The 19,832-nt window shown below is 72.6% G+C and carries 17 protein-coding genes; 16 read left to right on the forward strand and 1 reads right to left on the reverse strand.

The annotated features are described in order from the left end of the window. Positions 1–82 precede the first annotated feature (82 nt). Together ACFY4B_RS07300 and ACFY4B_RS07305 are read left to right on the forward strand one after the other, a co-directional pair. Positions 83–910 carry a thioesterase family protein gene (locus tag ACFY4B_RS07300; protein ID WP_049651354.1) on the forward strand — a complete coding sequence of 276 codons (828 nt, stop codon included), beginning with the start codon at positions 83–85 and terminating at the stop codon, positions 908–910. 135 nt (positions 911–1,045) lie between these two features. Next, positions 1,046–1,960: a hypothetical protein gene (locus ACFY4B_RS07305; RefSeq protein ID WP_387966773.1), complete on the forward strand. Its 915-nt coding sequence runs from the start codon at positions 1,046–1,048 to the stop codon at positions 1,958–1,960. Positions 1,961–2,108: 148 nt separating this feature from the next. On the opposite strand, the gene ACFY4B_RS07310 is transcribed toward ACFY4B_RS07305, so the two are convergent. Then, complete coding sequence (locus ACFY4B_RS07310; protein ID WP_030056198.1) at positions 2,109–2,612, reverse strand: transcriptional regulator; 504 nt, start codon at positions 2,610–2,612, stop codon at positions 2,109–2,111. 329 nt (positions 2,613–2,941) lie between these two features. Between ACFY4B_RS07310 and pyrR the strand changes: the two genes are divergently transcribed. The 14 genes from pyrR (at position 2,942) to ACFY4B_RS07380 (ending at position 19,553) form a co-directional block, all read left to right on the forward strand. Next, positions 2,942–3,565 carry a bifunctional pyr operon transcriptional regulator/uracil phosphoribosyltransferase PyrR gene (gene pyrR, locus ACFY4B_RS07315; RefSeq protein ID WP_049651356.1) on the forward strand — a complete coding sequence of 208 codons (624 nt, stop codon included), beginning with the start codon at positions 2,942–2,944 and terminating at the stop codon, positions 3,563–3,565. Between the two features lie 5 nt (positions 3,566–3,570). Next, the gene (locus ACFY4B_RS07320) at positions 3,571–4,560 is read left to right on the forward strand and encodes an aspartate carbamoyltransferase catalytic subunit (protein ID WP_049651357.1); all 990 of its coding nucleotides are present in this window, start codon (positions 3,571–3,573) and stop codon (positions 4,558–4,560) included. After that, positions 4,557–5,858 (forward strand): dihydroorotase, encoded by a 1,302-nt coding sequence (locus tag ACFY4B_RS07325; protein WP_049651358.1) that lies wholly within the window; start codon positions 4,557–4,559, stop codon positions 5,856–5,858. The genes ACFY4B_RS07320 and ACFY4B_RS07325 overlap by 4 nt, the downstream gene beginning before the upstream one ends. Next, positions 5,858–6,421, forward strand: a complete 564-nt coding sequence (locus tag ACFY4B_RS07330; RefSeq protein WP_049651359.1) for a hypothetical protein — start codon at positions 5,858–5,860, stop codon at positions 6,419–6,421. The genes ACFY4B_RS07325 and ACFY4B_RS07330 overlap by 1 nt, the downstream gene beginning before the upstream one ends. Continuing rightward, a complete protein-coding gene (gene carA, locus ACFY4B_RS07335; protein ID WP_049651360.1) occupies positions 6,418–7,575 on the forward strand; it encodes a glutamine-hydrolyzing carbamoyl-phosphate synthase small subunit in 1,158 nt (385 codons plus the stop codon). Before ACFY4B_RS07330 ends, carA begins: the two co-directional genes overlap by 4 nt. Further along, positions 7,568–10,876, forward strand: coding sequence for a carbamoyl-phosphate synthase large subunit (gene carB, locus ACFY4B_RS07340; RefSeq protein WP_117487143.1), 3,309 nt, complete (start codon positions 7,568–7,570; stop codon positions 10,874–10,876). The genes carA and carB overlap by 8 nt, the downstream gene beginning before the upstream one ends. An 89-nt stretch (positions 10,877–10,965) precedes the next feature. Then, the gene (locus ACFY4B_RS07345; protein WP_117487142.1) at positions 10,966–12,069 is read left to right on the forward strand and encodes a quinone-dependent dihydroorotate dehydrogenase; all 1,104 of its coding nucleotides are present in this window, start codon (positions 10,966–10,968) and stop codon (positions 12,067–12,069) included. 44 nt (positions 12,070–12,113) lie between these two features. Continuing rightward, the gene (gene pyrF / locus ACFY4B_RS07350; RefSeq protein WP_387966774.1) at positions 12,114–12,947 is read left to right on the forward strand and encodes an orotidine-5'-phosphate decarboxylase; all 834 of its coding nucleotides are present in this window, start codon (positions 12,114–12,116) and stop codon (positions 12,945–12,947) included. Between the two features lie 349 nt (positions 12,948–13,296). Next, on the forward strand, positions 13,297–13,623 hold the full coding sequence (gene mihF / locus ACFY4B_RS07355; RefSeq protein WP_030056187.1) for an integration host factor, actinobacterial type: 327 nt from the start codon (positions 13,297–13,299) through the stop codon (positions 13,621–13,623). Positions 13,624–13,672: 49 nt separating this feature from the next. Beyond that, positions 13,673–14,230 carry a guanylate kinase gene (gmk, locus tag ACFY4B_RS07360; protein WP_049651364.1) on the forward strand — a complete coding sequence of 186 codons (558 nt, stop codon included), beginning with the start codon at positions 13,673–13,675 and terminating at the stop codon, positions 14,228–14,230. A 37-nt stretch (positions 14,231–14,267) separates the two neighbouring features. Continuing rightward, on the forward strand, positions 14,268–14,534 hold the full coding sequence (gene rpoZ / locus ACFY4B_RS07365; RefSeq protein WP_030056185.1) for a DNA-directed RNA polymerase subunit omega: 267 nt from the start codon (positions 14,268–14,270) through the stop codon (positions 14,532–14,534). A gap of 188 nt (positions 14,535–14,722) precedes the next feature. Next, a complete protein-coding gene (gene coaBC, locus ACFY4B_RS07370; protein ID WP_387966775.1) occupies positions 14,723–15,952 on the forward strand; it encodes a bifunctional phosphopantothenoylcysteine decarboxylase/phosphopantothenate--cysteine ligase CoaBC in 1,230 nt (409 codons plus the stop codon). Between the two features lie 152 nt (positions 15,953–16,104). Beyond that, positions 16,105–17,328: a methionine adenosyltransferase gene (gene metK / locus ACFY4B_RS07375; RefSeq protein WP_049651366.1), complete on the forward strand. Its 1,224-nt coding sequence runs from the start codon at positions 16,105–16,107 to the stop codon at positions 17,326–17,328. Between the two features lie 140 nt (positions 17,329–17,468). Then, complete coding sequence (locus tag ACFY4B_RS07380; RefSeq protein ID WP_380778437.1) at positions 17,469–19,553, forward strand: primosomal protein N'; 2,085 nt, start codon at positions 17,469–17,471, stop codon at positions 19,551–19,553. Positions 19,554–19,832: the final 279 nt, after the last annotated feature.

Consider the following 19,832-nt stretch of genomic DNA (forward strand, 5'->3'; position numbering starts at 1 on the left):
TTCATCCGGGCGGCGTAGGGTGAGGGCCTACTTGTCAGTAACTTGACGTCCGGAAGCACGCGTGAAGGGCAGGTCCCCCCACATGACCACGGCGATCCGCAGCGAGTTCGACCAGGGCATCGCCCTGACCAGGCACCCCGAGGAGGCCGGCCGGTACGAGGCCGAGCTCGGCGCCGGCTGGCAGATCGGCGGCGGGGTGAACGGCGGACTGCTGCTCGCGGTGGCCGGACACGCGCTGTCGCTGGAGCACGGCACCCACCCGGACCCGGTGTCGATCAGCGGTTACTACCTGTCCGCCTCCACGCCCGGCCCGGCCACCGTCCGCACCGAGGTGCTGCGCACCGGCCGCGGCCTGTCCACCGGCACCGCCTCGCTCAGCCAGGACGGCGTCGAGCGGCTGCGCGTGGTGGCCAGCCACGGCGACCTCGCCACCGCCGACGGCGAGGTGCGCACCAGCGCGCTGCCGCCGCAGCTGCCGCCGCCGGACCAGTGCATCGGCGTCGAGCACGCGCCCAAGGAGCTGATCGCCCAGGCCGCCCTGCTGGAGCGGTTCGACCTGCGGCTGGACCCGGCCACCATCGGCTGGGCGCTCGGACAGCCCTCCGGCAACGGGCGGATCCAGGGCTGGTTCCGGCTCGCCGACGGCCGCGAGCCCGACCCGCTGCTGCTCCTGCTGGTCGCCGACGCGCTGCCGCCGGTCACCTTCGACCTCGGCCTGCCGGGCTGGGCCCCCACCGTCGAGCTGACCGTCCACCTGCGCGCCAGGCCGGTGCCCGGCTGGCTGCGGGTCACCCACGCGACCCGCAACCTGGCCGGCGGCTACTTCGAGGAGGACGCGGAGGTCTGGGACGAGTCCGGCCGCCTGGTCGCGCAGTCCCGCCAGCTGGCCCGCGCGCCCCGCTCCGCCTGACGCCCGCGCGCCCCGCATTACCGGTGGTTACATTCCTGTGACACGCCGTACGTGTGCGACGCGCGCGGATGGGGAGGAAGACGGTCAGCGGCACGCCTGCCGCCGACCGTCCTCCCCTGAAGCCAGGAGCCACCGATGAGTCATTTGGGGCGCGCCCGCCGTAACTCCGACTGCACCGCCGGCGGCTCGCGGCCCGTGGTGCGGTCGCACCGGCCGCGGCGGGTCGAGGGCGCCGAGCAGGCGTTCGTCATCGGAGTGCTCACCAATGCCGCGGACTTCGCCCGGGCCCGCGCCTGGGGGATCTCCGACGCCCCCGACCACGAGCGCTACCTGGCCGACACCGCCGACCTGCTGGCCGAGGCGCTGGAGCGGTTCGACACCGTCCGGGCCCGGACGTTCCACCCGCAGGACTTCGAGGAGTTCTGCCTGCTGAACGGGCTGGACCCGGCCGAGCCCGCGGCCCGCGACCGCTACCTGGTCAACCCGGCCCTGCAGACCCAGCTGCTGGCCTATCAGGGCGAGGAGCTGGCCGGGGACTTCGTGCCGCGCCTGGTGCGCGCCCGGGAGAACGGGCTGACGCTCTGCCACGCCGACCTGCTGCTCGACGGGGGCCTGTACGGGGGCGCGGGCGCGTCCGACGAGGAGCACGCCGCCTGGGTGCGCGCCGCCTACGAGCGCGGGGGCGAGGTGTTCCGGCGGATGCTGGTCGGCGCGGGCGCCGGCGTGTACGAGCTGCGCCTGCGGGTGGACGCGCCCGGCGGCGGGCTGACCGCCGCGGCCCGGGTGCTCCAGTGGGAGGACGGCGTGGTCCGGATCAACGACGAGGACCTGGAGCTGGTCTGCGCGGTGCTCTGCACCGGGCTGGCCCTGGAGCTGCCGGGCGTCGCGGTGCTGCACGGCTCGCAGGGCTCGGCGGCCTCCTGCGGGGAGTACCTGTCGGCCTCCTGGGCCTGGTCGAGCGGCGGGCAGGAGTGGGCCCCGGCCGACCGGCCGGTCCGGCTGGACGGCGTGGCGGCGCAGCCCGGCTACAGCCTGGGGACGGTCTGCTGACGCCTCTGCCGCCCCGGGGTGGTGTGGCTACACCGCGGCGCGGCCCCCGGTCTGGGGAGCCGCGCCGTGACGTTTCTGCTTGCCAGCACTAGTGGCGCGAGTGCTGGGTTGTGCCTGGATCCGCTGGCGGGAGCCGGTGCGGTGAGCCTCAGCTCGCATCCTCCTCGCGCACCGCACGGCGCGCGTCGGGGTTCAGCACGCCCCAGGAGATCAGCTGCTCGGTGAGGATCGACGGGGACTGGTCGTAGATCACGGCCAGGGTGCGCAGGTCGTCCTGGCGGATCGACAGCACCTTGCCGTTGTAGTCGCCGCGCTGGCTCTGGATGGTCGCCGCGTAGCGCTGCAGCGGGCCGGCCTTCTCGGAGGGGACCTGGGTCAGTCTCTCCAGGTCGAGGACCAGGCGCGGCGGCGGCTCGGCCGCGCCGCCGGGCGTACCGCCGGGCAGCAGCTCCTGGACCGGGACGCCGTAGAACTCCGCCAGTTCGGCCAGTCGCTGCACGGTGACCGCACGGTCACCACGCTCGTACGAACCGACGACGACTGCCTTCCAGCGCCCCTGGGACTTCTCCTCGACACCGTGCAGGGAGAGACCCTGCTGAGTGCGGATCGCTCGGAGCTTGCCTCCGAGTTGCTTCGCGTAGTCGCTGGACATTGATCTCCCCGGACGAGATTGCTTCGCGTTCAGTGGTGGGTCACGGGCGATTGCCGACGCCGTTACCGGTGGGTCCGACGTCCGTCTCGTAACTCACTGTGAGGTTACGTAGAGTAAGGTAGTTGCGTCAAGCCGAATGGGGCAGTCGTGCGAATGGCCCGCATCGGCGGCGCGTCCGGAGTGTTAACCCGGGGAAGCGGAATGGTGGACGTCTGTTTGCCGTCCGGCGCGCTGGTAGGATGACCGAAGCCCGCGCCCGGTCGGCGGGGGCCATCCCAGACATCCTTTAAGGCCCGTCCAGTGAGGCGGGGAAGGAGGTCCGCTTCGGCATGACCACACACCACGAACCCACGCCGCGGCCGCCGCACCAGGTGCTCGACGGCACGGACATCGCCCGGGTCGTCACCCGGATAGCGCACGAGATCGTCGAGCGCGCCAAGGGCGCGGAGGACGTCGTGCTGCTCGGCATCCACACCAGGGGCGTCCACCTCGCCCGCCGCCTGCACGACCGGCTGGCCCAGATCACCGGGCGCGAGATCCCGCTGGGCTCCCTGGACATCACCATGTACCGGGACGACCTGCGGCTGAAGCCCGCCCGGGCCCTGGAGCACACCGAGATCCCGCCCGGCGGCATCGACGGCAAGCTCGTCATCCTGGTCGACGACGTGCTCTTCTCCGGCCGCACCATCCGCGCCGCGCTCGACGCGCTGAGCGACATCGGCCGCCCGCGCGCCGTCCAGCTCGCCGTCCTGGTCGACCGCGGCCACCGCGAGCTGCCGATCCGCGCCGACTACGTGGGCAAGAACCTCCCCACCTCGCTGCGCGAGGCCGTGCAGGTGCGCCTCGCCGACCGCGACGGCGTGGACGCCGTCCTGGTCGGCGACCGCGACTTCGCCCAGCGCTCCTCGCAGGCCCTGGCCCCCCAGTCTTCCGAACCGCACCTCCCGGAGTAGCCCGCGTGAAGCGCCACCTCGTCTCCGCCGCCGATCTCAGCCGCGACGACGCGCTGCTGATCCTGGACACCGCCGAGGAGCTCGCCCAGCTCTCCGGCCGGGCCGTCAAGAAGCTGCCCACGCTGCGCGGCCGCACCGTCGTCAACCTCTTCTTCGAGGACTCCACCCGGACGAAGACCTCCTTCGAGGTCGCCGAGAAGCGGCTCTCGGCCGACGTCATCAACTTCTCCGCCAAGGGCTCCTCGGTCTCCAAGGGCGAGAGCCTCAAGGACACCGCGCTGACCCTCCAGGCGATGGGCGCCGACGCGGTGGTCATCCGCCACCACGCCTCCGGCGCCCCGGCCCGGCTGGCCCAGTCCGACTGGCTGCACGGCAGTGTGATCAACGCCGGTGACGGCACCCACGAGCACCCCACCCAGGCGCTGCTCGACGCCTTCACCATGCGCCGCCACCTCAACCCGGGCGCCGGCCAGGACCTCGCGGGCCGCCGGGTGACCATCGTCGGCGACGTCCTGCACAGCCGGGTCGCCCGCTCCAACGTCCACCTGCTGAACACCCTCGGCGCGCAGGTGACCTTCGTCGCCCCGCCGACCCTGCTGCCGATCGGGATCGAGAACTGGCCCTGCGAGGTCAGCTACGACCTGGACAGCGTGCTGCCCAAGACGGACTCGCTGATGATGCTGCGGGTGCAGCGCGAGCGGATGAACGCCGCGTTCTTCCCGACCGAGCGCGAGTACAGCCGCCGCTACGGCATGAACGGCCGCCGGATGGCCCAGCTGCCGGACCACGCGATCGTGATGCACCCCGGTCCGATGGTCCGCGGCATGGAGATCACCGCCGAGGTCGCCGACTCGCCGCGCTGCACCGCGATCGAGCAGGTCGCCAACGGCGTCTCCGTCCGGATGGCCGTCCTCTACCTGCTGCTCGGCGGCGCCGTCTTCGCCGACGCGCCCACCGACACCCCCCGTACCGACTCCGTGGAGACCGCCCAGTGACCAGCTACCTGATCCGCAACGCCAAGATCCTGGGCGGCGCCCCGCAGGACCTCCACCTCGCCGACGGCGTCGTCCAGGCGATCGGCACCGGCCTGACGGTCGAGGCGGACATCGAGATCGACGCCACCGGGCTGATCGCCCTGCCCGGCCTGGTCGACCTGCACACCCACCTGCGCGAGCCCGGCCGCGAGGACGCCGAGACCGTGCTCACCGGCACCCGGGCCGCCGCGATGGGCGGCTTCACCGCCGTGCACGCGATGGCCAACACCACCCCGGTGGCCGACACCGCCGGCGTGGTCGAGCAGGTCTGGCGGCTCGGCCAGGAGGCCGGCTACTGCGACGTGCAGCCGGTCGGCGCCGTCACCGTCGGCCTGGAGGGCAAGCAGCTCGCCGAGCTCGGCGCGATGCACGAGTCCGCCGCCGACGTCCGGGTCTTCTCCGACGACGGCAAGTGCGTGGACGACGCGGTGCTGATGCGCCGCGCCCTGGAGTACGTCAAGGCCTTCGACGGCGTCGTCGCCCAGCACGCCCAGGAGCCGCGGCTGACCGAGGGCGCCCAGATGAACGAGGGCCAGGTCTCCGGCGAGCTCGGGCTCGGCGGCTGGCCGGCCGTCGCCGAGGAGTCGATCATCGCCCGCGACGTGCTGCTCGCCGCGCACGTCGGCTCCCGGCTGCACGTCTGCCACCTCTCCACGGCCGGCTCGGTCGAGATCGTCCGCTGGGCCAAGTCCAAGGGCTGGGACGTCACCGCCGAGGTGACCCCGCACCACCTGCTGCTCACCGACGAGCTGGTCCGCACCTACGACCCGGTCTACAAGGTGAACCCGCCGCTGCGCACCGCCGAGGACGTCCGGGCACTGCGCGAGGCGCTCGCCGACGGCACCATCGACGCCGTCGCCACCGACCACGCGCCGCACCCGGCCGAGGACAAGGACTGCGAGTGGGCCGTGGCCGCGATGGGCATGGTCGGCCTGGAGACCGCGCTGTCGGTCGTGCAGCAGACCATGGTCGACACCGGCCTGCTGAACTGGGAGGGCGTCGCGGACCGGATGTCGCACCGCCCGGCCCGGATCGGCCGTCTCACCGGCCACGGCCGGCCGATCTCGGTGGGTGAGCCCGCCAACCTGGTGCTGTTCGATCCCGCGTACCGTGGTGCCGTGAACCCGGACAGCTTCGCCACCCGCAGCCGCAACACCCCCTACAAGGGCCTGGACCTGCCCGGACGGGTGCACGCCACCTTCCTGCGCGGGCGCGCCACCGTGCTGGCCGGCGAGCTCGCCGAGCGGGGCGAGGCGTGATGGACCGCGCCACGCTCGCCCAGGAGCAGGCGAAGGTCACCGACTGGCCCGGGTACATCGGCTGGTCCATCGGCCTGCTGATCGTGATCGGCCTCGTCTACTGGCTGATGCGCCAGGGCTGGAACTGGCGGCGCACCCTGCAGTCCGGGATCCCGCCGCTGCCGGCCGTGCCGGCCCGCGCCGGGCGCACCATCCTGGAGACCAGCGGCCGGTACCACGGCACGACCACCGCCGGGAACTGGCTGGACCGGGTCGTCGCCCACGGCCTGGGCACCCGCAGCCGCGCCGACCTCACCCTCGGCGAGGACGGCCTGCTGGTGCAGCGCCCGGGCGACGTCGACTTCTGGATCCCGGCCGAGCACCTGACCGGTGCCCGTACGGACTCCGGGATCGCCGGCAAGGTCGTCCCCTCCGGGCTGCTCGTCGTCACCTGGACGCACGAGGGCGCCGAGCTGGACTCCGGTTTCCGGGCCGACCACCCCGATGAGCACGCCGCCTGGGTCGAGGCGGTCGCCCAACTCGCAACACGTACGAAGACGAAGACGGAAGAGGCCGCGCAATGACCGCACCTGCCCCCACCACGCAGCGCCAACGGCGGGAACGAGTGCCTGCCGTGCTCGTCCTGGAGGACGGCCGGACGTTCCGCGGACAGGCCTACGGCGCCATCGGCGAGACCTTCGGCGAGGCGGTCTTCAACACCGGCATGTCCGGCTACCAGGAGACCCTCACCGACCCGTCGTACCACCGCCAGGTGGTCGTGATGACCGCCCCGCAGATCGGCAACACCGGCTGGAACGACGAGGACGACGAGTCCAAGCAGATCTGGGTCGCCGGCTACGTGGTGCGCGACCCCGCCCGGGTCGCCTCCAACTGGCGCTCCCGCCGCTCGCTCGACGAGGAACTGGTCGACCAGGGCGTCGTCGGCATCAGCGGCATCGACACCCGCGCGCTGACCCGCCACCTGCGCGAGCGCGGCGCGATGCGCTGCGGCATCTTCTCCGGCGAGGCGCTGGCCGACCAGGCCGCCCTGCTGGCCCGGGTGCAGCAGTCGCCCGAGATGAAGGGCGCCGACCTGTGCGCCGAGGTCGCCACCACCGAGGCGTACGTGGTGCCCGCGATCGGTGAGAAGAAGTTCACCGTCGCCGCGCTGGACCTCGGCATCAAGGCGATGACCCCGCAGCGGATGGCCGAGCGCGGCATCGAGGTGCACGTGCTGCCGGCGAACTCCACCCTGGAGGACCTCTACGCCGTCAACCCGGACGGCGTGTTCTTCTCCAACGGCCCGGGCGACCCGGCCACCGCCGACCACCAGGTCGCCGTGGCGCAGGGCGTGCTGGAGCGCAAGACCCCGTTCTTCGGGATCTGCTTCGGCAACCAGATCCTCGGCCGCGCCCTGGGCTTCGGCACCTACAAGCTCAAGTACGGCCACCGCGGCATCAACCAGCCGGTGCAGGACCGCACCACCGGCACGGTCGAGGTGACCGCCCACAACCACGGCTTCGCCGTGAACGCCCCGCTGGACAAGGTGAGCGACACCCCCTACGGGCGGGTCGAGGTCTCCCACGTCTGCCTCAACGACGACGTGGTCGAGGGCCTCCAGGCACTCGACGTCCCCGCCTTCAGCGTGCAGTACCACCCCGAAGCGGCCGCCGGTCCGCACGACGCCGCCTACCTGTTCGACCGCTTCGTGAAGCTCATGGAGGGCCAGCGTGCCTAAGCGCTCTGACATCAAGTCCGTCCTGGTGATCGGCTCCGGTCCGATCGTGATCGGCCAGGCCGCCGAGTTCGACTACTCGGGTACGCAGGCCTGCCGGGTCCTCAAGGCCGAGGGCCTGCGGGTCGTGCTGGTCAACTCCAACCCGGCCACGATCATGACCGACCCGGAGATCGCCGACGCCACCTACGTCGAGCCGATCACCCCGGAGTTCGTCGAGAAGATCATCGCCAAGGAGCGCCCCGACGCGCTGCTGCCGACCCTGGGCGGCCAGACCGCGCTCAACACCGCGATCTCGCTGCACGCGGCGGGCACGCTGGAGAAGTACGGCGTCGAGCTGATCGGCGCCGACGTCGAGGCGATCAACAAGGGCGAGGACCGCGAGCTCTTCAAGGGCGTCGTCGAGGCCGTCAACGCCAAGATCGGCCACGGCGAGTCCGCCCGCTCGGTCATCTGCCACACCATGGACGAGGTGCTGGCCGGCGTCGACACGCTCGGCGGCTACCCGGTCGTCGTCCGCCCCTCCTTCACCATGGGCGGCGCCGGCTCCGGCTTCGCCCACAACGAGGAGGACCTGCGCCGCATCGCCGGCCAGGGCCTGACCCTCTCGCCGACCACCGAGGTGCTCCTGGAGGAGTCCATCCTCGGCTGGAAGGAGTACGAGCTGGAGCTGATGCGCGACAAGAACGACAACGTCGTGGTCGTCTGCTCCATCGAGAACTTCGACCCGATGGGCGTCCACACCGGTGACTCGATCACCGTCGCCCCGGCGATGACGCTCACCGACCGCGAGTACCAGATCCTGCGCGACATCGGCATCGCCGTCATCCGCGAGGTCGGCGTGGACACCGGCGGCTGCAACATCCAGTTCGCCGTCAACCCCGAGGACGGCCGGGTCATCGTCATCGAGATGAACCCGCGCGTCTCCCGCTCCTCGGCGCTCGCCTCCAAGGCCACCGGCTTCCCGATCGCCAAGATCGCCGCCAAGCTGGCCGTCGGCTACACCCTGGACGAGATCCCCAACGACATCACCGAGCAGACCCCGGCCTCCTTCGAGCCGACCCTCGACTACGTCGTCGTCAAGGTGCCGCGGTTCGCGTTCGAGAAGTTCCCGAGCGCCGACGCCACGCTGACCACCACCATGAAGTCGGTCGGCGAGGCGATGGCCATGGGCCGCAACTTCCCCGAGGCCCTGCAGAAGGCGCTGCGCTCGCTGGAGAAGAAGGGCTCCCAGTTCAACTGGACCGGCCCGCTCGGGGAGAAGACCGAGCTGCTGGTCAAGGCCACCGTGCCGACCGACGGCCGGATCAACACCGTGATGGACGCCATCCGGGCCGGCGCCACCCCGGAGGAGGTCTTCGAGTACACGAAGATCGACCCGTGGTTCGTCGACCAGCTCTTCCTGCTGGACGAGATCGCCGGCGAGCTGGCCGAGGCCGAGGAGCTCACCCCCGAGCTGCTGCGCCACGCCAAGCGGCACGGCTTCTCCGACCAGCAGATCGGCGAGATCCGCGGCCTGAAGCCGGACGTCGTCCGCGAGGTGCGGCACGCCCTCGGCATCCGCCCGGTGTTCAAGACCGTCGACACCTGCGCCGCCGAGTTCGCCGCCAAGACCCCGTACTTCTACTCGTCCTACGACGAGGAGAACGAGGTCGCCCCGCGCACCAAGCCCGCCGTGATCATCCTGGGCTCCGGCCCGAACCGCATCGGCCAGGGCATCGAGTTCGACTACTCCTGCGTGCACGCCTCCTTCGCGCTCGCCGACGCCGGGTACGAGACCGTCATGGTCAACTGCAACCCGGAGACCGTCTCCACCGACTACGACACCTCCGACCGGCTCTACTTCGAGCCGCTCACCCTGGAGGACGTGCTGGAGATCGTCCACGCCGAGCAGCAGGCCGGCCCGCTCGCCGGCGTGATCGTCCAGCTCGGCGGCCAGACCCCGCTCGGCCTGGCCCAGGCGCTCAAGGACAACGGCGTGCCGATCGCCGGCACCCAGCCCGAGGCGATCGACCTCGCCGAGGAGCGCGGCGCCTTCGGCCGCGTCCTGCGCGACGCCGGCCTGCCGGCCCCCAAGCACGGCACCGCCTTCTCCTTCGAGGAGGCCAAGGCGATCGCCGACGAGATCGGCTACCCCGTGCTCGCCCGCCCGTCCTACGTGCTCGGCGGCCGCGGCATGGAGATCGTCTACGACGAGGCCTCGCTCGCCTCCTACCTGGAGCGCCACGCGGGCCTGATCTCCGAGCACCCGGTGCTCATCGACCGCTTCCTCGACGACGCGGTGGAGATCGACGTCGACGCCCTCTACGACGGCACCGAGCTCTACCTCGGCGGCGTCATGGAGCACATCGAGGAGGCCGGCATCCACTCCGGCGACTCCGCCTGCGCGCTGCCCCCGATCACCCTCGGCGGCTACGACATCAAGCGCCTGCGCACCTCCACCGAGGCCATCGCGCGCGGTGTCGGCGTCCGCGGCCTGATCAACATCCAGTTCGCCATGGCCGGGGACATCCTCTACGTGCTGGAGGCCAACCCGCGCGCCTCCCGGACCGTCCCGTTCACCTCCAAGGCGACCGCCGTGCCGCTGGCCAAGGCCGCCGCCCGGATCTCGCTCGGCGCCACCATCGCCGAGCTGCGCGCCGAGGGCCTGCTCCCGGCCGAGGGCGACGGCGGCACGCTGCCCGCCGACGCGCCGATCGCGGTCAAGGAGGCCGTGATGCCGTGGAGCCGCTTCCGCGACATCCACGGCCGCGGCGTGGACACCGTGCTCGGCCCGGAGATGCGCTCGACCGGTGAGGTCATGGGCATCGACAAGGTGTTCGGCACCGCCTACGCGAAGGCGCAGTCCGGCGCGTACGGCGCGCTGCCGACCAAGGGCAAGGTCTTCGTCTCGGTGGCCAACCGGGACAAGCGCAACCTGGTCTTCCCGGCCCGGGCGCTGGTCAACCTCGGCTTCGAGGTGCTCGCCACCGCCGGCACCGCCGAGGTGCTCCACCGCGGCGGCATCCCGTCCACGCTGGTGCGCAAGCACAGCGAGGGCGAGGGCCCGAACGGCGAGCGGACCATCGTCCAGCTGATCCACGACGGTGAGGTCGACCTCATCATCAACACGCCGTACGGCACCGGCGGCCGCCTCGACGGCTACGAGATCCGCACCGCGGCCGTGGCCCGCGCGGTGCCCTGCCTGACCACCGTCCAGGCGATGGGCGCGGCCGTGCAGGGCATGGACGCGCTGCTGCGCGACGAGGTCGGGGTGATGTCGCTCCAGGAGCACGCCGAGCTGATCAACGCCGGCCGCAAGTAGCACCACCGCAGTGGGGGGCACCGGAGCCAGCCGGGTGCCCCCCACTTCCATGAGCAAGCCCGTTATCCGCTCCGGGAGTTGAACCACCCTTGTACAAGCTTCTGTTCGACCTGCTCTTCAAGAGGATGGACCCCGAGAAGGCCCACCACCTCGCCTTCTTCTGGATCCGCCTCGCCTCCTCGGTGCCCGGCCTGCGCACCCTGGTGCGGCTGGTGCTCGCCCCGCGCGACCGGGCCCTGCGCACCCGCGCCCTCGGCCTCGACCTGCCCGGCCCGTTCGGCCTGGCGGCCGGCTTCGACAAGAACGGCGTCGGCATCGACGGCCTGTCGATGCTCGGCTTCGACTACGTCGAGATCGGCACCGTCACCGGCGAGGCCCAGCCCGGCAACCCGGCGCCCCGGCTGTTCCGCCTGGTCGAGGACCGCGCGCTGATCAACCGGATGGGCTTCAACAACCAGGGCTCGGCCCGGGTCGCCGCCCGGCTGGCCGCCCGCCCGCACACCAGCTCCACCCCGGTGCTCGGCGTCAACATCGGCAAGACCAAGGTGGTCGAGGAGGCCGACGCCGTCGCCGACTACGTGAAGTCCACCGAGCGGCTCGCCCAGTACGCCGACTACCTGGTGGTCAACGTCAGTTCGCCGAACACCCCCGGGCTGCGCAACCTCCAGGCCGTGGACCACCTGCGGCCGCTGCTCTCCGCCGTCCGCGAGGCCGCCGACCGCACCACCGCGCACCACGTGCCGCTGCTGGTCAAGATCGCCCCCGACCTGGCCGACGAGGACGTCGACGCGGTCGCCGACCTCGCCCTGGAGCTGGGCCTGGACGGCATCATCGCCACCAACACCACGATCGGCCGCGAGGGCCTGCGCGCCGACGCCGCGCGGGTCGAGGAGATCGGCATGGGCGGCCTGTCCGGCGCCCCGCTCAAGGCCCGCGCCCTGGAGGTCCTCCAGCGGCTGCGCGCCCGCACCGGGGGCCGGCTGACCCTCGTCTCGGTCGGCGGCATCGAGACCGCCGAGGACGCCTGGCAGCGGATCGTCCACGGCGCCGACCTGGTCCAGGGCTACAGCGCCTTCATCTACGAGGGCCCGTTCTGGTGCCGGCGGATCCACAAGGGCCTGTCCGCCAAGGTCCGCGCGGGCGGCTTCCGCAGCCTGGCCGACGCCGTCGGCAGCGCCGTCCGCGGCTCGTGAACACCCCCATCGGTTCTGGACCCACCGGTCCTGGAAAGGACGACATGACCCTCGCCCCGTTCGGCGCCCGGCTGCGCCAGGCCCTCGACACCCGCGGCCAGCTCTGCGTCGGCATCGACCCGCACGCCTCCCTGCTCGCCGCCTGGGGGCTCGGCGACGACCTCGCCGGGCTGGAGTCCTTCAGCCGCACCGTGGTCGAGGCGCTGGCCGACCGGGTGGCCGTGCTGAAGCCGCAGGCCGCCTTCTTCGAGCGCTTCGGCAGCAAGGGCGTCGCGGTGCTGGAGCGCACCGTCGAGGAGGCCCGGGCGGCCGGCGCGCTGGTCCTGATGGACGCCAAGCGCGGCGACATCGGCTCCACCATGGCCGCGTACGCCGAGGCCTTCCTGTCGCCGGGCAGCCCGCTGTTCTCGGACGCGGTGACGGTCAGCCCGTACCTGGGCTTCGGCTCGCTGCGCCCGGCCCTGGACCTGGCCCGGGAGCAGGGCTGCGGCGTGTTCGCGCTGGCGCTCACCTCCAACCCCGAGGGCGCCGAGGTGCAGCGCGCGGTGGGCGCGGACGGCGAGCCGGTCGCGGCCTCGGTGCTGCGGCAGCTGGCGGCCGAGAACGAGGGCGCCGCGCCGCTCGGCTCCTTCGGCGCGGTGGTCGGCGCGACGCTGGCCGACGCGGGCGTGGACCTGGCCATCAACGGCCCGCTGCTGGCCCCCGGGATCGGCGCCCAGGGCGCGACCATGGCGGACCTGCCGCGGGTCTTCGGCGCCTCGGTGATGAACGTGGTGCCGAGCGTCAGCCGCGACGTGCTCAAGCACGGTCCCTCGGTGCCGGCGCTGCGCGCGGCGGCGGAGCGCTTCGTCGGGGAGTTCGCGGGGGCCGTCAAGTAGCGGAACCCGTCCTTCAGGTAGCGGGGTGGTGACCCTGCGGAGTGTCCGCAGGACCGCGCGGTGGCCGCCGAGTTGACGTGAGCGCCGTCACATCGGCCCCGCCAAAGTCTCGCAATCGCGGTCATTTTGCCCTGGAAAGTCCTGGTCGGCCTTGGCTGACCAGGACTTTTCGTGTTCTTTTCCTGACGTGGCGCCGCAATCCGGGTAGTGTCCGGCGATAGGTCATCGGCGAGCCGCGATTTCCGTGGCTCCCGCAGGTCAGGGCCTTGTGGTTCCCCTTGCGGACGGTGTCCTCGGTACCGAACCAGTCCTAGCTCAATCCATCCATCCACACCCTGAGGTGAACGGCGTGGCCCTTCCGCCCCTTACCCCTGAACAGCGCACCGCCGCGCTCGCCAAGGCCGCCGAGGCTCGCCGGGAGCGCGCCGAGGTCAAGAACCGGCTCAAGCACTCCGGCGCCTCCCTGCACGAGGTGATCAAGGCCGGCAAGGCCGACAACGACGTGATCGGCAAGATGAAGGTCTCGGCTCTGCTCGAGTCCCTTCCCGGCGTCGGCAAGGTCCGCGCCAAGCAGATCATGGAGCGCCTCGGCATCAGTGAGAGCCGGCGTGTCCGCGGCCTCGGTACGAACCAGATCGCTTCCCTGGAGCGGGAGTTCGGCGGTGGCGCCGCCTGACCGTGCCCCCGTGGTCCCAGGATCCCCCGCGATCCGGGATAATCGGTGCATGAGTGAGCGTCCGCGGCTGACCGTGCTCTCCGGCCCTTCGGGGGTCGGCAAGAGCACGGTCGTCGCTCATATGAGGAAGATGCACCCCGAGGTCTGGCTCTCGGTGTCGGCGACGACCCGGCACCCGAGGCCCGGCGAGAAGAACGGGGTCCAGTACCACTTCGTCGACAACGACGAGTTCGACAAGCTGGTCGCCAACGGCGAGCTGCTGGAGTGGGCCGAGTTCGCCGGGAACCGTTACGGGACCCCGCGTGCGGCCGTGCAGGAGAAGCTGGAGCGCGGCGAGCCGGTGCTGCTGGAGATCGACCTCCAGGGCGCCCGGCAGGTGCGCGAGTCGATGCCCGAGGCGCAGCTGGTCTTCCTGGCCCCGCCGAGCTGGGACGAGCTGGTCCGCCGGCTGACCGGCCGGGGCACCGAGTCGCAGGACGTGATCGAGAAGCGGTTGGCGGCGGCCAAGATCGAGCTCGCGGCCGAGCCCGAGTTCGACACGACCCTTGTCAACACCTCGGTCGAGCAGGTAGCGGCCGAACTGCTAGCCTTGCTCGGTGTAGCCTGACCTGTCTGTCTTTTCCACCCTTTCGGAAGGTTTTAGCGTGTCCTCTTCCATGACCGCGCCCGAGGGCATCATCAACCCGCCGATCGACGAGCTGCTCGAGGCCACCGACTCCAAGTACAGCCTCGTGATCTACGCCGCCAAGCGCGCGCGCCAGATCAACGCTTACTACTCCCAGCTCGGCGAGGGCCTGCTGGAGTACGTCGGCCCGCTGGTCGACACCCACGTGCACGAGAAGCCGCTGTCGATCGCGCTGCGCGAGATCAACGCGGGCATGCTGACCGCCGAGGCGGTCGAGGCTGCCTGAGGCGGTCGCTGAATTTCCGGGAGGGCCCGGCGGAATCGTTTCCGCCGGGCCCTCCGGCGTTCCCGGCGCCGGAGCGCGGTGCGGAGCGCCGTACGGGGTCGGGCCGGGGCGCTGTGCGGGGCGGGGCCGGGGGGCCGTAGGGTGGGCGCGTTCCCGATGCGGAGCCCGATGCGGAGAAAGGCCGGTAGATGACTCTGAGTGCGGACGCCCCCCGCGTGGTCCTCGGCGTGAGCGGCGGGATCGCCGCGTACAAGGCGTGCGAGCTGCTGCGCCGCTTCACCGAGTCCGGCCACCAGGTCACCGTGGTGCCGACCGCGGCCGCGCTGCACTTCGTCGGCGAGGCGACCTGGGCCGCGCTGTCCGGCCGCCCGGCCGCCACCGAGACCTGGGAGCGCGTGCACGAGGTGCCGCACGTGCGGATCGGGCAGCAGGCCGACCTGGTCGTGGTCACCCCGGCCACCGCCGACCTGATCGCCAAGGCCGCCCACGGCCTCGCCGACGACCTGCTGACCAACACCCTGCTCACCGCCCGCTGCCCGGTGGTGCTGGCGCCCGCCATGCACACCGAGATGTGGGAGCACCCGGCCACCCGGGACAACGTCGCCACGCTGCGCCGCCGGGGCGTGATCGTGCTGGAGCCGGCCGTCGGGCGGCTGACCGGCAAGGACACCGGCAAGGGCCGGCTGCCCGAGCCCTCCGCGATCTTCGAGGCGTGCAAGGCCGTGCTGCGCCGCGGCGGGCCGGTGCCGACCGACCTGGCCGGCCGACACGTGGTGGTCTCGGCCGGCGGCACCCGGGAGCCGCTGGACCCGGTGCGCTACCTCGGCAACCGCTCCTCCGGCAAGCAGGGCTACGCGCTCGCCGTGACGGCCGCGGCGCGCGGGGCCCGGGTGACGCTGCTCTCGGCCAACGCCGAGCTGCCGGACCCGGCCGGGGTGGACGTGGTGCACGTCTCGACCGCGCTGGAGCTGCGCGAGGCGGCGCTGGAGGCGGTCAAGGACGCGGATGCCGTGGTGATGGCCGCGGCGGTGGCGGACTTCCGGCCCGCCGAGTACGCCACCGGCAAGATCAAGAAGGTCGAGGGGGTCGAACCGGCCGCGGTCGCGCTGGTCCGCAATCCGGACATCCTGGCCGAGCTCTCGGCCCACCGGGCCCGTTCGGGCCAACTCGTGGTGGGTTTCGCGGCGGAGACGGACGACGTGCTCGCCAACGGCCGCGCCAAGCTCGCGCGCAAGGGCTGTGACCTGCTGGTCGTGAACGAGGTCGGCAACGGCAAGGCCTTCGGCACGGACGTCAACGAGGCCGTGGTGCTGGGCTCGGACGGCAGCGAGACGGCCGTTCCGGTGGGCCCGAAGGAGGCGCTCGCGGACGTGGTCTGGGACCTGGTCGCAAAGCGGCTGGAAACAGGCGGCAACTGATCGGATTCGCTCGCGCGGCGGTCGAGAAATCCTGAAGCGGGTGACGTTCGGCGGAACCAGACCGTTAGACTCCAGGAATCAAGTCTTTCCGGAGTTCCCCGGTACGAGCCGGGGAACTTCAGTCAGCAGCCGCTGCAACCCCAGGGAGCGCTGTGTCTCGCCGCCTGTTCACCTCGGAGTCCGTGACCGAGGGACACCCCGACAAGATCGCTGACCAGATCAGCGACACCATCCTTGACGCTCTCCTGCGGGAGGACCCGACGTCCCGGGTCGCCGTGGAGACGCTCATCACCACCGGCCAGGTGCACGTGGCCGGCGAGGTGACCACCAAGGCGTACGCGCCGATCGCCCAGCTCGTCCGGGACAAGATCCTGGAGATCGGCTACGACAGCTCCAAGAAGGGCTTCGACGGCGCCTCCTGCGGCGTGTCGGTGTCCATCGGTGCCCAGTCGCCCGACATCGCGCAGGGCGTCGACACCGCGTACGAGGCACGGGTCGAGGGTTCCACCCAGGGGGACGGCGCTGACGACCTGGACAAGCAGGGCGCCGGTGACCAGGGCCTGATGTTCGGCTACGCGTCCGACGAGACGCCCGAGCTCATGCCGCTGCCGATCACCCTGGCGCACCGCCTCTCCCGCCGCCTGACCGAGGTGCGCAAGAACGGGACCATCCCCTACCTGCGCCCCGACGGCAAGACCCAGGTCACCATCGAGTACGACGGCGACAAGGCCGTCCGCCTCGACACCGTGGTCGTCTCCACCCAGCACGCCAGTGACATCGACCTGGAGTCGCTGCTCACCCCGGACATCCGCGAGTTCGTCGTCGAGCCGGAGCTGAAGGCGCTGGCCGAGCAGGGCATCAAGCTGACCACCGAGGGCTACCGCCTGCTGGTCAACCCGACCGGCCGCTTCGAGATCGGCGGCCCGATGGGCGACGCCGGCCTCACCGGCCGCAAGATCATCATCGACACCTACGGCGGCATGGCCCGCCACGGTGGCGGCGCCTTCTCCGGCAAGGACCCGTCCAAGGTGGACCGCTCGGCCGCGTACGCGATGCGCTGGGTGGCGAAGAACATCGTCGCCGCCGGCCTCGCCCGCCGCGCCGAGGTGCAGGTCGCGTACGCGATCGGCAAGGCCGAGCCGGTCGGCCTGTTCGTGGAGACCTTCGGCACCGAGTCGGTGCCGGTCCTCGCGATCCAGAAGGCCGTCTCCGAGGTCTTCGACCTCCGCCCGGCCGCGATCATCCGCGACCTGGACCTGCTGCGCCCGATCTACTCCCAGACCGCCGCGTACGGGCACTTCGGCCGTGAGCTGCCGGACTTCACCTGGGAGCGCACCGACCGCGTGGAGCAGCTGAAGGCCGCCGTCCAGGACTGACGTCCTGAGCCCGGTGCCCGAGCGCCGGCCCGTAGCGTTCTGACGCTCGGCCCGTAGCGCCCGGAAGCGGCGCCCGTCCCCGTTCGGGGGTGGGCGCCGCTTCGTGCATTGTCGGTGTGACCTGGTAGTACTTGGTGGCGATGAGCAGCACAGGGGAGAACGGGGCCGCCGAGCCGGAGCAGCTGGCGTTCATCCGGGAGACGGTCAAGCGGGCCAAGCCGCGTACCTGGCACGGGGCCAAGCGGGCCGAGCACCTGCCGGTGGCCCGGGTCGTGGTGGACAAGGGCGTGCTCACCATCGACAAGTTCTTCGACTACGCGGTGCCGGCCGCCATGGCCGAGGAGGCCCAGCCCGGGGTGCGGGTGCGGGTGCGGTTCGGGGCGCGGGTGGTGAAGGGCCAGCGCGAGGGCGGGGAACTGCACGACGGGTTCATCGTCGCCCGGCTGGAGAAGAGCGACTTCGCCGGCCCGCTCGCCCCGCTGGCCCAGGTGCTCTCGCCCGAGCCGGTGCTCACCCCGCAGCTGCTGCGGCTGTGCCGGACCGTCGCCGACCGGTACGCCGGGACACTGGCCGACGTGCTCCAGCTGGCCGTCCCGCCCCGGCACGCCAAGGCCGAGGCCGAACCCTCGCCGCCGCCGCTGCCGCGCCCGGCCGCCCCGGCCCCCGGCGGCTGGCAGCGCTACCCCGCGGGGCCCGACTTCCTCGCCTCGCTCACCGCCGGCGGCTCGCCGCGCGCGGTCTGGGCGGCGCTGCCCGGGCCCGGCTGGCCGTACGAGATCGCGCGCGCCGTGGCCGCGACCCTGGCGGGCGGGCGCGGGGCGCTGGTCGTGCTCCCGGAGGGGCGCTCGGTGGCCCGGGTCGACCAGGCGCTGACCGAACTGCTCGGCCCCGGGGCGCACGTGGCGCTGGAGGCCGACCTCGGCCCGCGCGAGCGGTACAAGCGCTGGCTCGCGGTGAGCCGGGGCTCGGTGCGGGCCGTGATCGGGACCAGGGCCACCATGTTCGCGCCGGTCCGGGACCTCGGGCTGGTCGTCGTCTGGTCGGACGGCGACGGCAGCCACAGCGACCCGCGCGCCCCGCACCCGCACGTGCGCGAGGTGGCGCTGCTGCGGGCCGCCGACGAGGGCGCCGCGGTGCTGCTCGGCGGGCACGCGGTGACGGTGGAGGGCGCGCAGCTGGTCAGCACCGGCTGGGCGCGCCCGCTGGTCGCGGACCGCGAGACGGTGCGGCAGGCCGCGCCCCGGGTGCGGACCGTCACCGACCAGGACCAGCACCGGGACGCCGCCGCCCAGGCCGCCCGGCTGCCCTCGGTGGCCTGGGAGGCCGCCCGGGAGTCGCTGGCCGCCGGGCACCCGGTGCTCATCCAGGTGCCCCGGCGCGGCTACGTGCCCCGGCTGGCCTGCGGGCGCTGCCGGACCCCCGCCCGCTGCCGGCGCTGCGAGGGGCCGCTGGAGGCGCCCTCGGCGGACGCCACGCTGTGCTGCGCCTGGTGCGGGGAGCCGGAGAACGACTGGCACTGCCCCGAGTGCGGGTCCTTCCGGCTGCGGGCCCAGGTGGTCGGGGCCCGGCGGACGGCGGAGGAGCTGGGCAAGGCGTTCCCGCGCATCCCGGTGCGGACCTCGGGCCGGGAGGCGGTGCTGGCCACCGTGCCGGACGAACCCTCCCTGGTGATCTCCACGCCCGGCGCGGAACCGGTGGTCGAGGGCGGCGGCGGGTACGGGGCCGTACTGCTGCTGGACGGCTGGGCGCTGCTCGGCCGGCCGGACCTGCGGGCGGGGGAGGAGACGCTGCGGCTCTGGCTCACGGCGGCCGCGCTGGCGCGGCCCTCGACGGAGGGCGGGACGGTGGTCGTGGTCGCCGAGCCCTCGGCCCGCCCGGTGCAGGCACTGGTCCGGTGGGACCCGCTGGGGCACGCCGGGCTGGAACGGGACGAACGGGCGCAGCTGCACTTCCCGCCGGTGTCCCGGATGGCCTCGGTGAGCGGCAGCCCCTCGGCGGTCGCGGACCTGCTGAACCTGATCCGGCTGCCGGAGGAGGCGGACGTGCTCGGGCCGGTGCCCTCGCCGGCGCTGCGGGGGGAGGAGCAGGAGCGGGCGCTGCTGCGGGTGCCGCCCGGGCAGGGGGCCGCGCTGGCGGCGGCGCTCAAGGCGGCGCAGATCGCGCGGATCGCGCTGCGGACGGCGGAGCCGGTGCGGGTGCGGGTGGATCCGACGGACATCGGCTGAGACGGACATCGGCTGAGGGGCGGGGGTCGGGGGCTTCGGGGGCTCGCGGGTGCGTGCGTCGCGTTCGGGGGCTTCGGGACCGGCGGCCCGGCGGGGCGGGGTGAGTGGGCCACCCCGCCCCGGACGGCCCGGGTGCGTGGCTCGGTCAGCCGCGCAGCGGGATGCCGGGTCGGTCCGCCTGGGGGCGGTCGACGGGGGTGCTGCGGTCGGTCGTGGCGCGGTCGACGGGGGTGCGGTCGATCGTGGTGCGGTCGATGCCGGGGCGGTCCAGCGGGCCCC

It is taken from the genome of Kitasatospora sp. NPDC001261, assembly GCF_042896795.1.
GTDB lineage: Bacteria > Actinomycetota > Actinomycetes > Streptomycetales > Streptomycetaceae > Kitasatospora.

Coding starts and splice junctions, on each gene's coding strand:
- ACFY4B_RS07300 (WP_049651354.1), top strand. CDS start 83: ATGACCACGGCGATCCGCAGCGAGTTCGACCAGGGCATCGCCCTGACC.
- ACFY4B_RS07305 (WP_387966773.1), top strand. CDS start 1,046: ATGAGTCATTTGGGGCGCGCCCGCCGTAACTCCGACTGCACCGCCGGC.
- ACFY4B_RS07310 (WP_030056198.1), bottom strand. CDS start 2,612: ATGTCCAGCGACTACGCGAAGCAACTCGGAGGCAAGCTCCGAGCGATC.
- pyrR (WP_049651356.1), top strand. CDS start 2,942: ATGACCACACACCACGAACCCACGCCGCGGCCGCCGCACCAGGTGCTC.
- ACFY4B_RS07330 (WP_049651359.1), top strand. CDS start 5,858: ATGGACCGCGCCACGCTCGCCCAGGAGCAGGCGAAGGTCACCGACTGG.
- carA (WP_049651360.1), top strand. CDS start 6,418: ATGACCGCACCTGCCCCCACCACGCAGCGCCAACGGCGGGAACGAGTG.
- pyrF (WP_387966774.1), top strand. CDS start 12,114: ATGACCCTCGCCCCGTTCGGCGCCCGGCTGCGCCAGGCCCTCGACACC.
- gmk (WP_049651364.1), top strand. CDS start 13,673: ATGAGTGAGCGTCCGCGGCTGACCGTGCTCTCCGGCCCTTCGGGGGTC.
- coaBC (WP_387966775.1), top strand. CDS start 14,723: ATGACTCTGAGTGCGGACGCCCCCCGCGTGGTCCTCGGCGTGAGCGGC.
- ACFY4B_RS07380 (WP_380778437.1), top strand. CDS start 17,469: ATGAGCAGCACAGGGGAGAACGGGGCCGCCGAGCCGGAGCAGCTGGCG.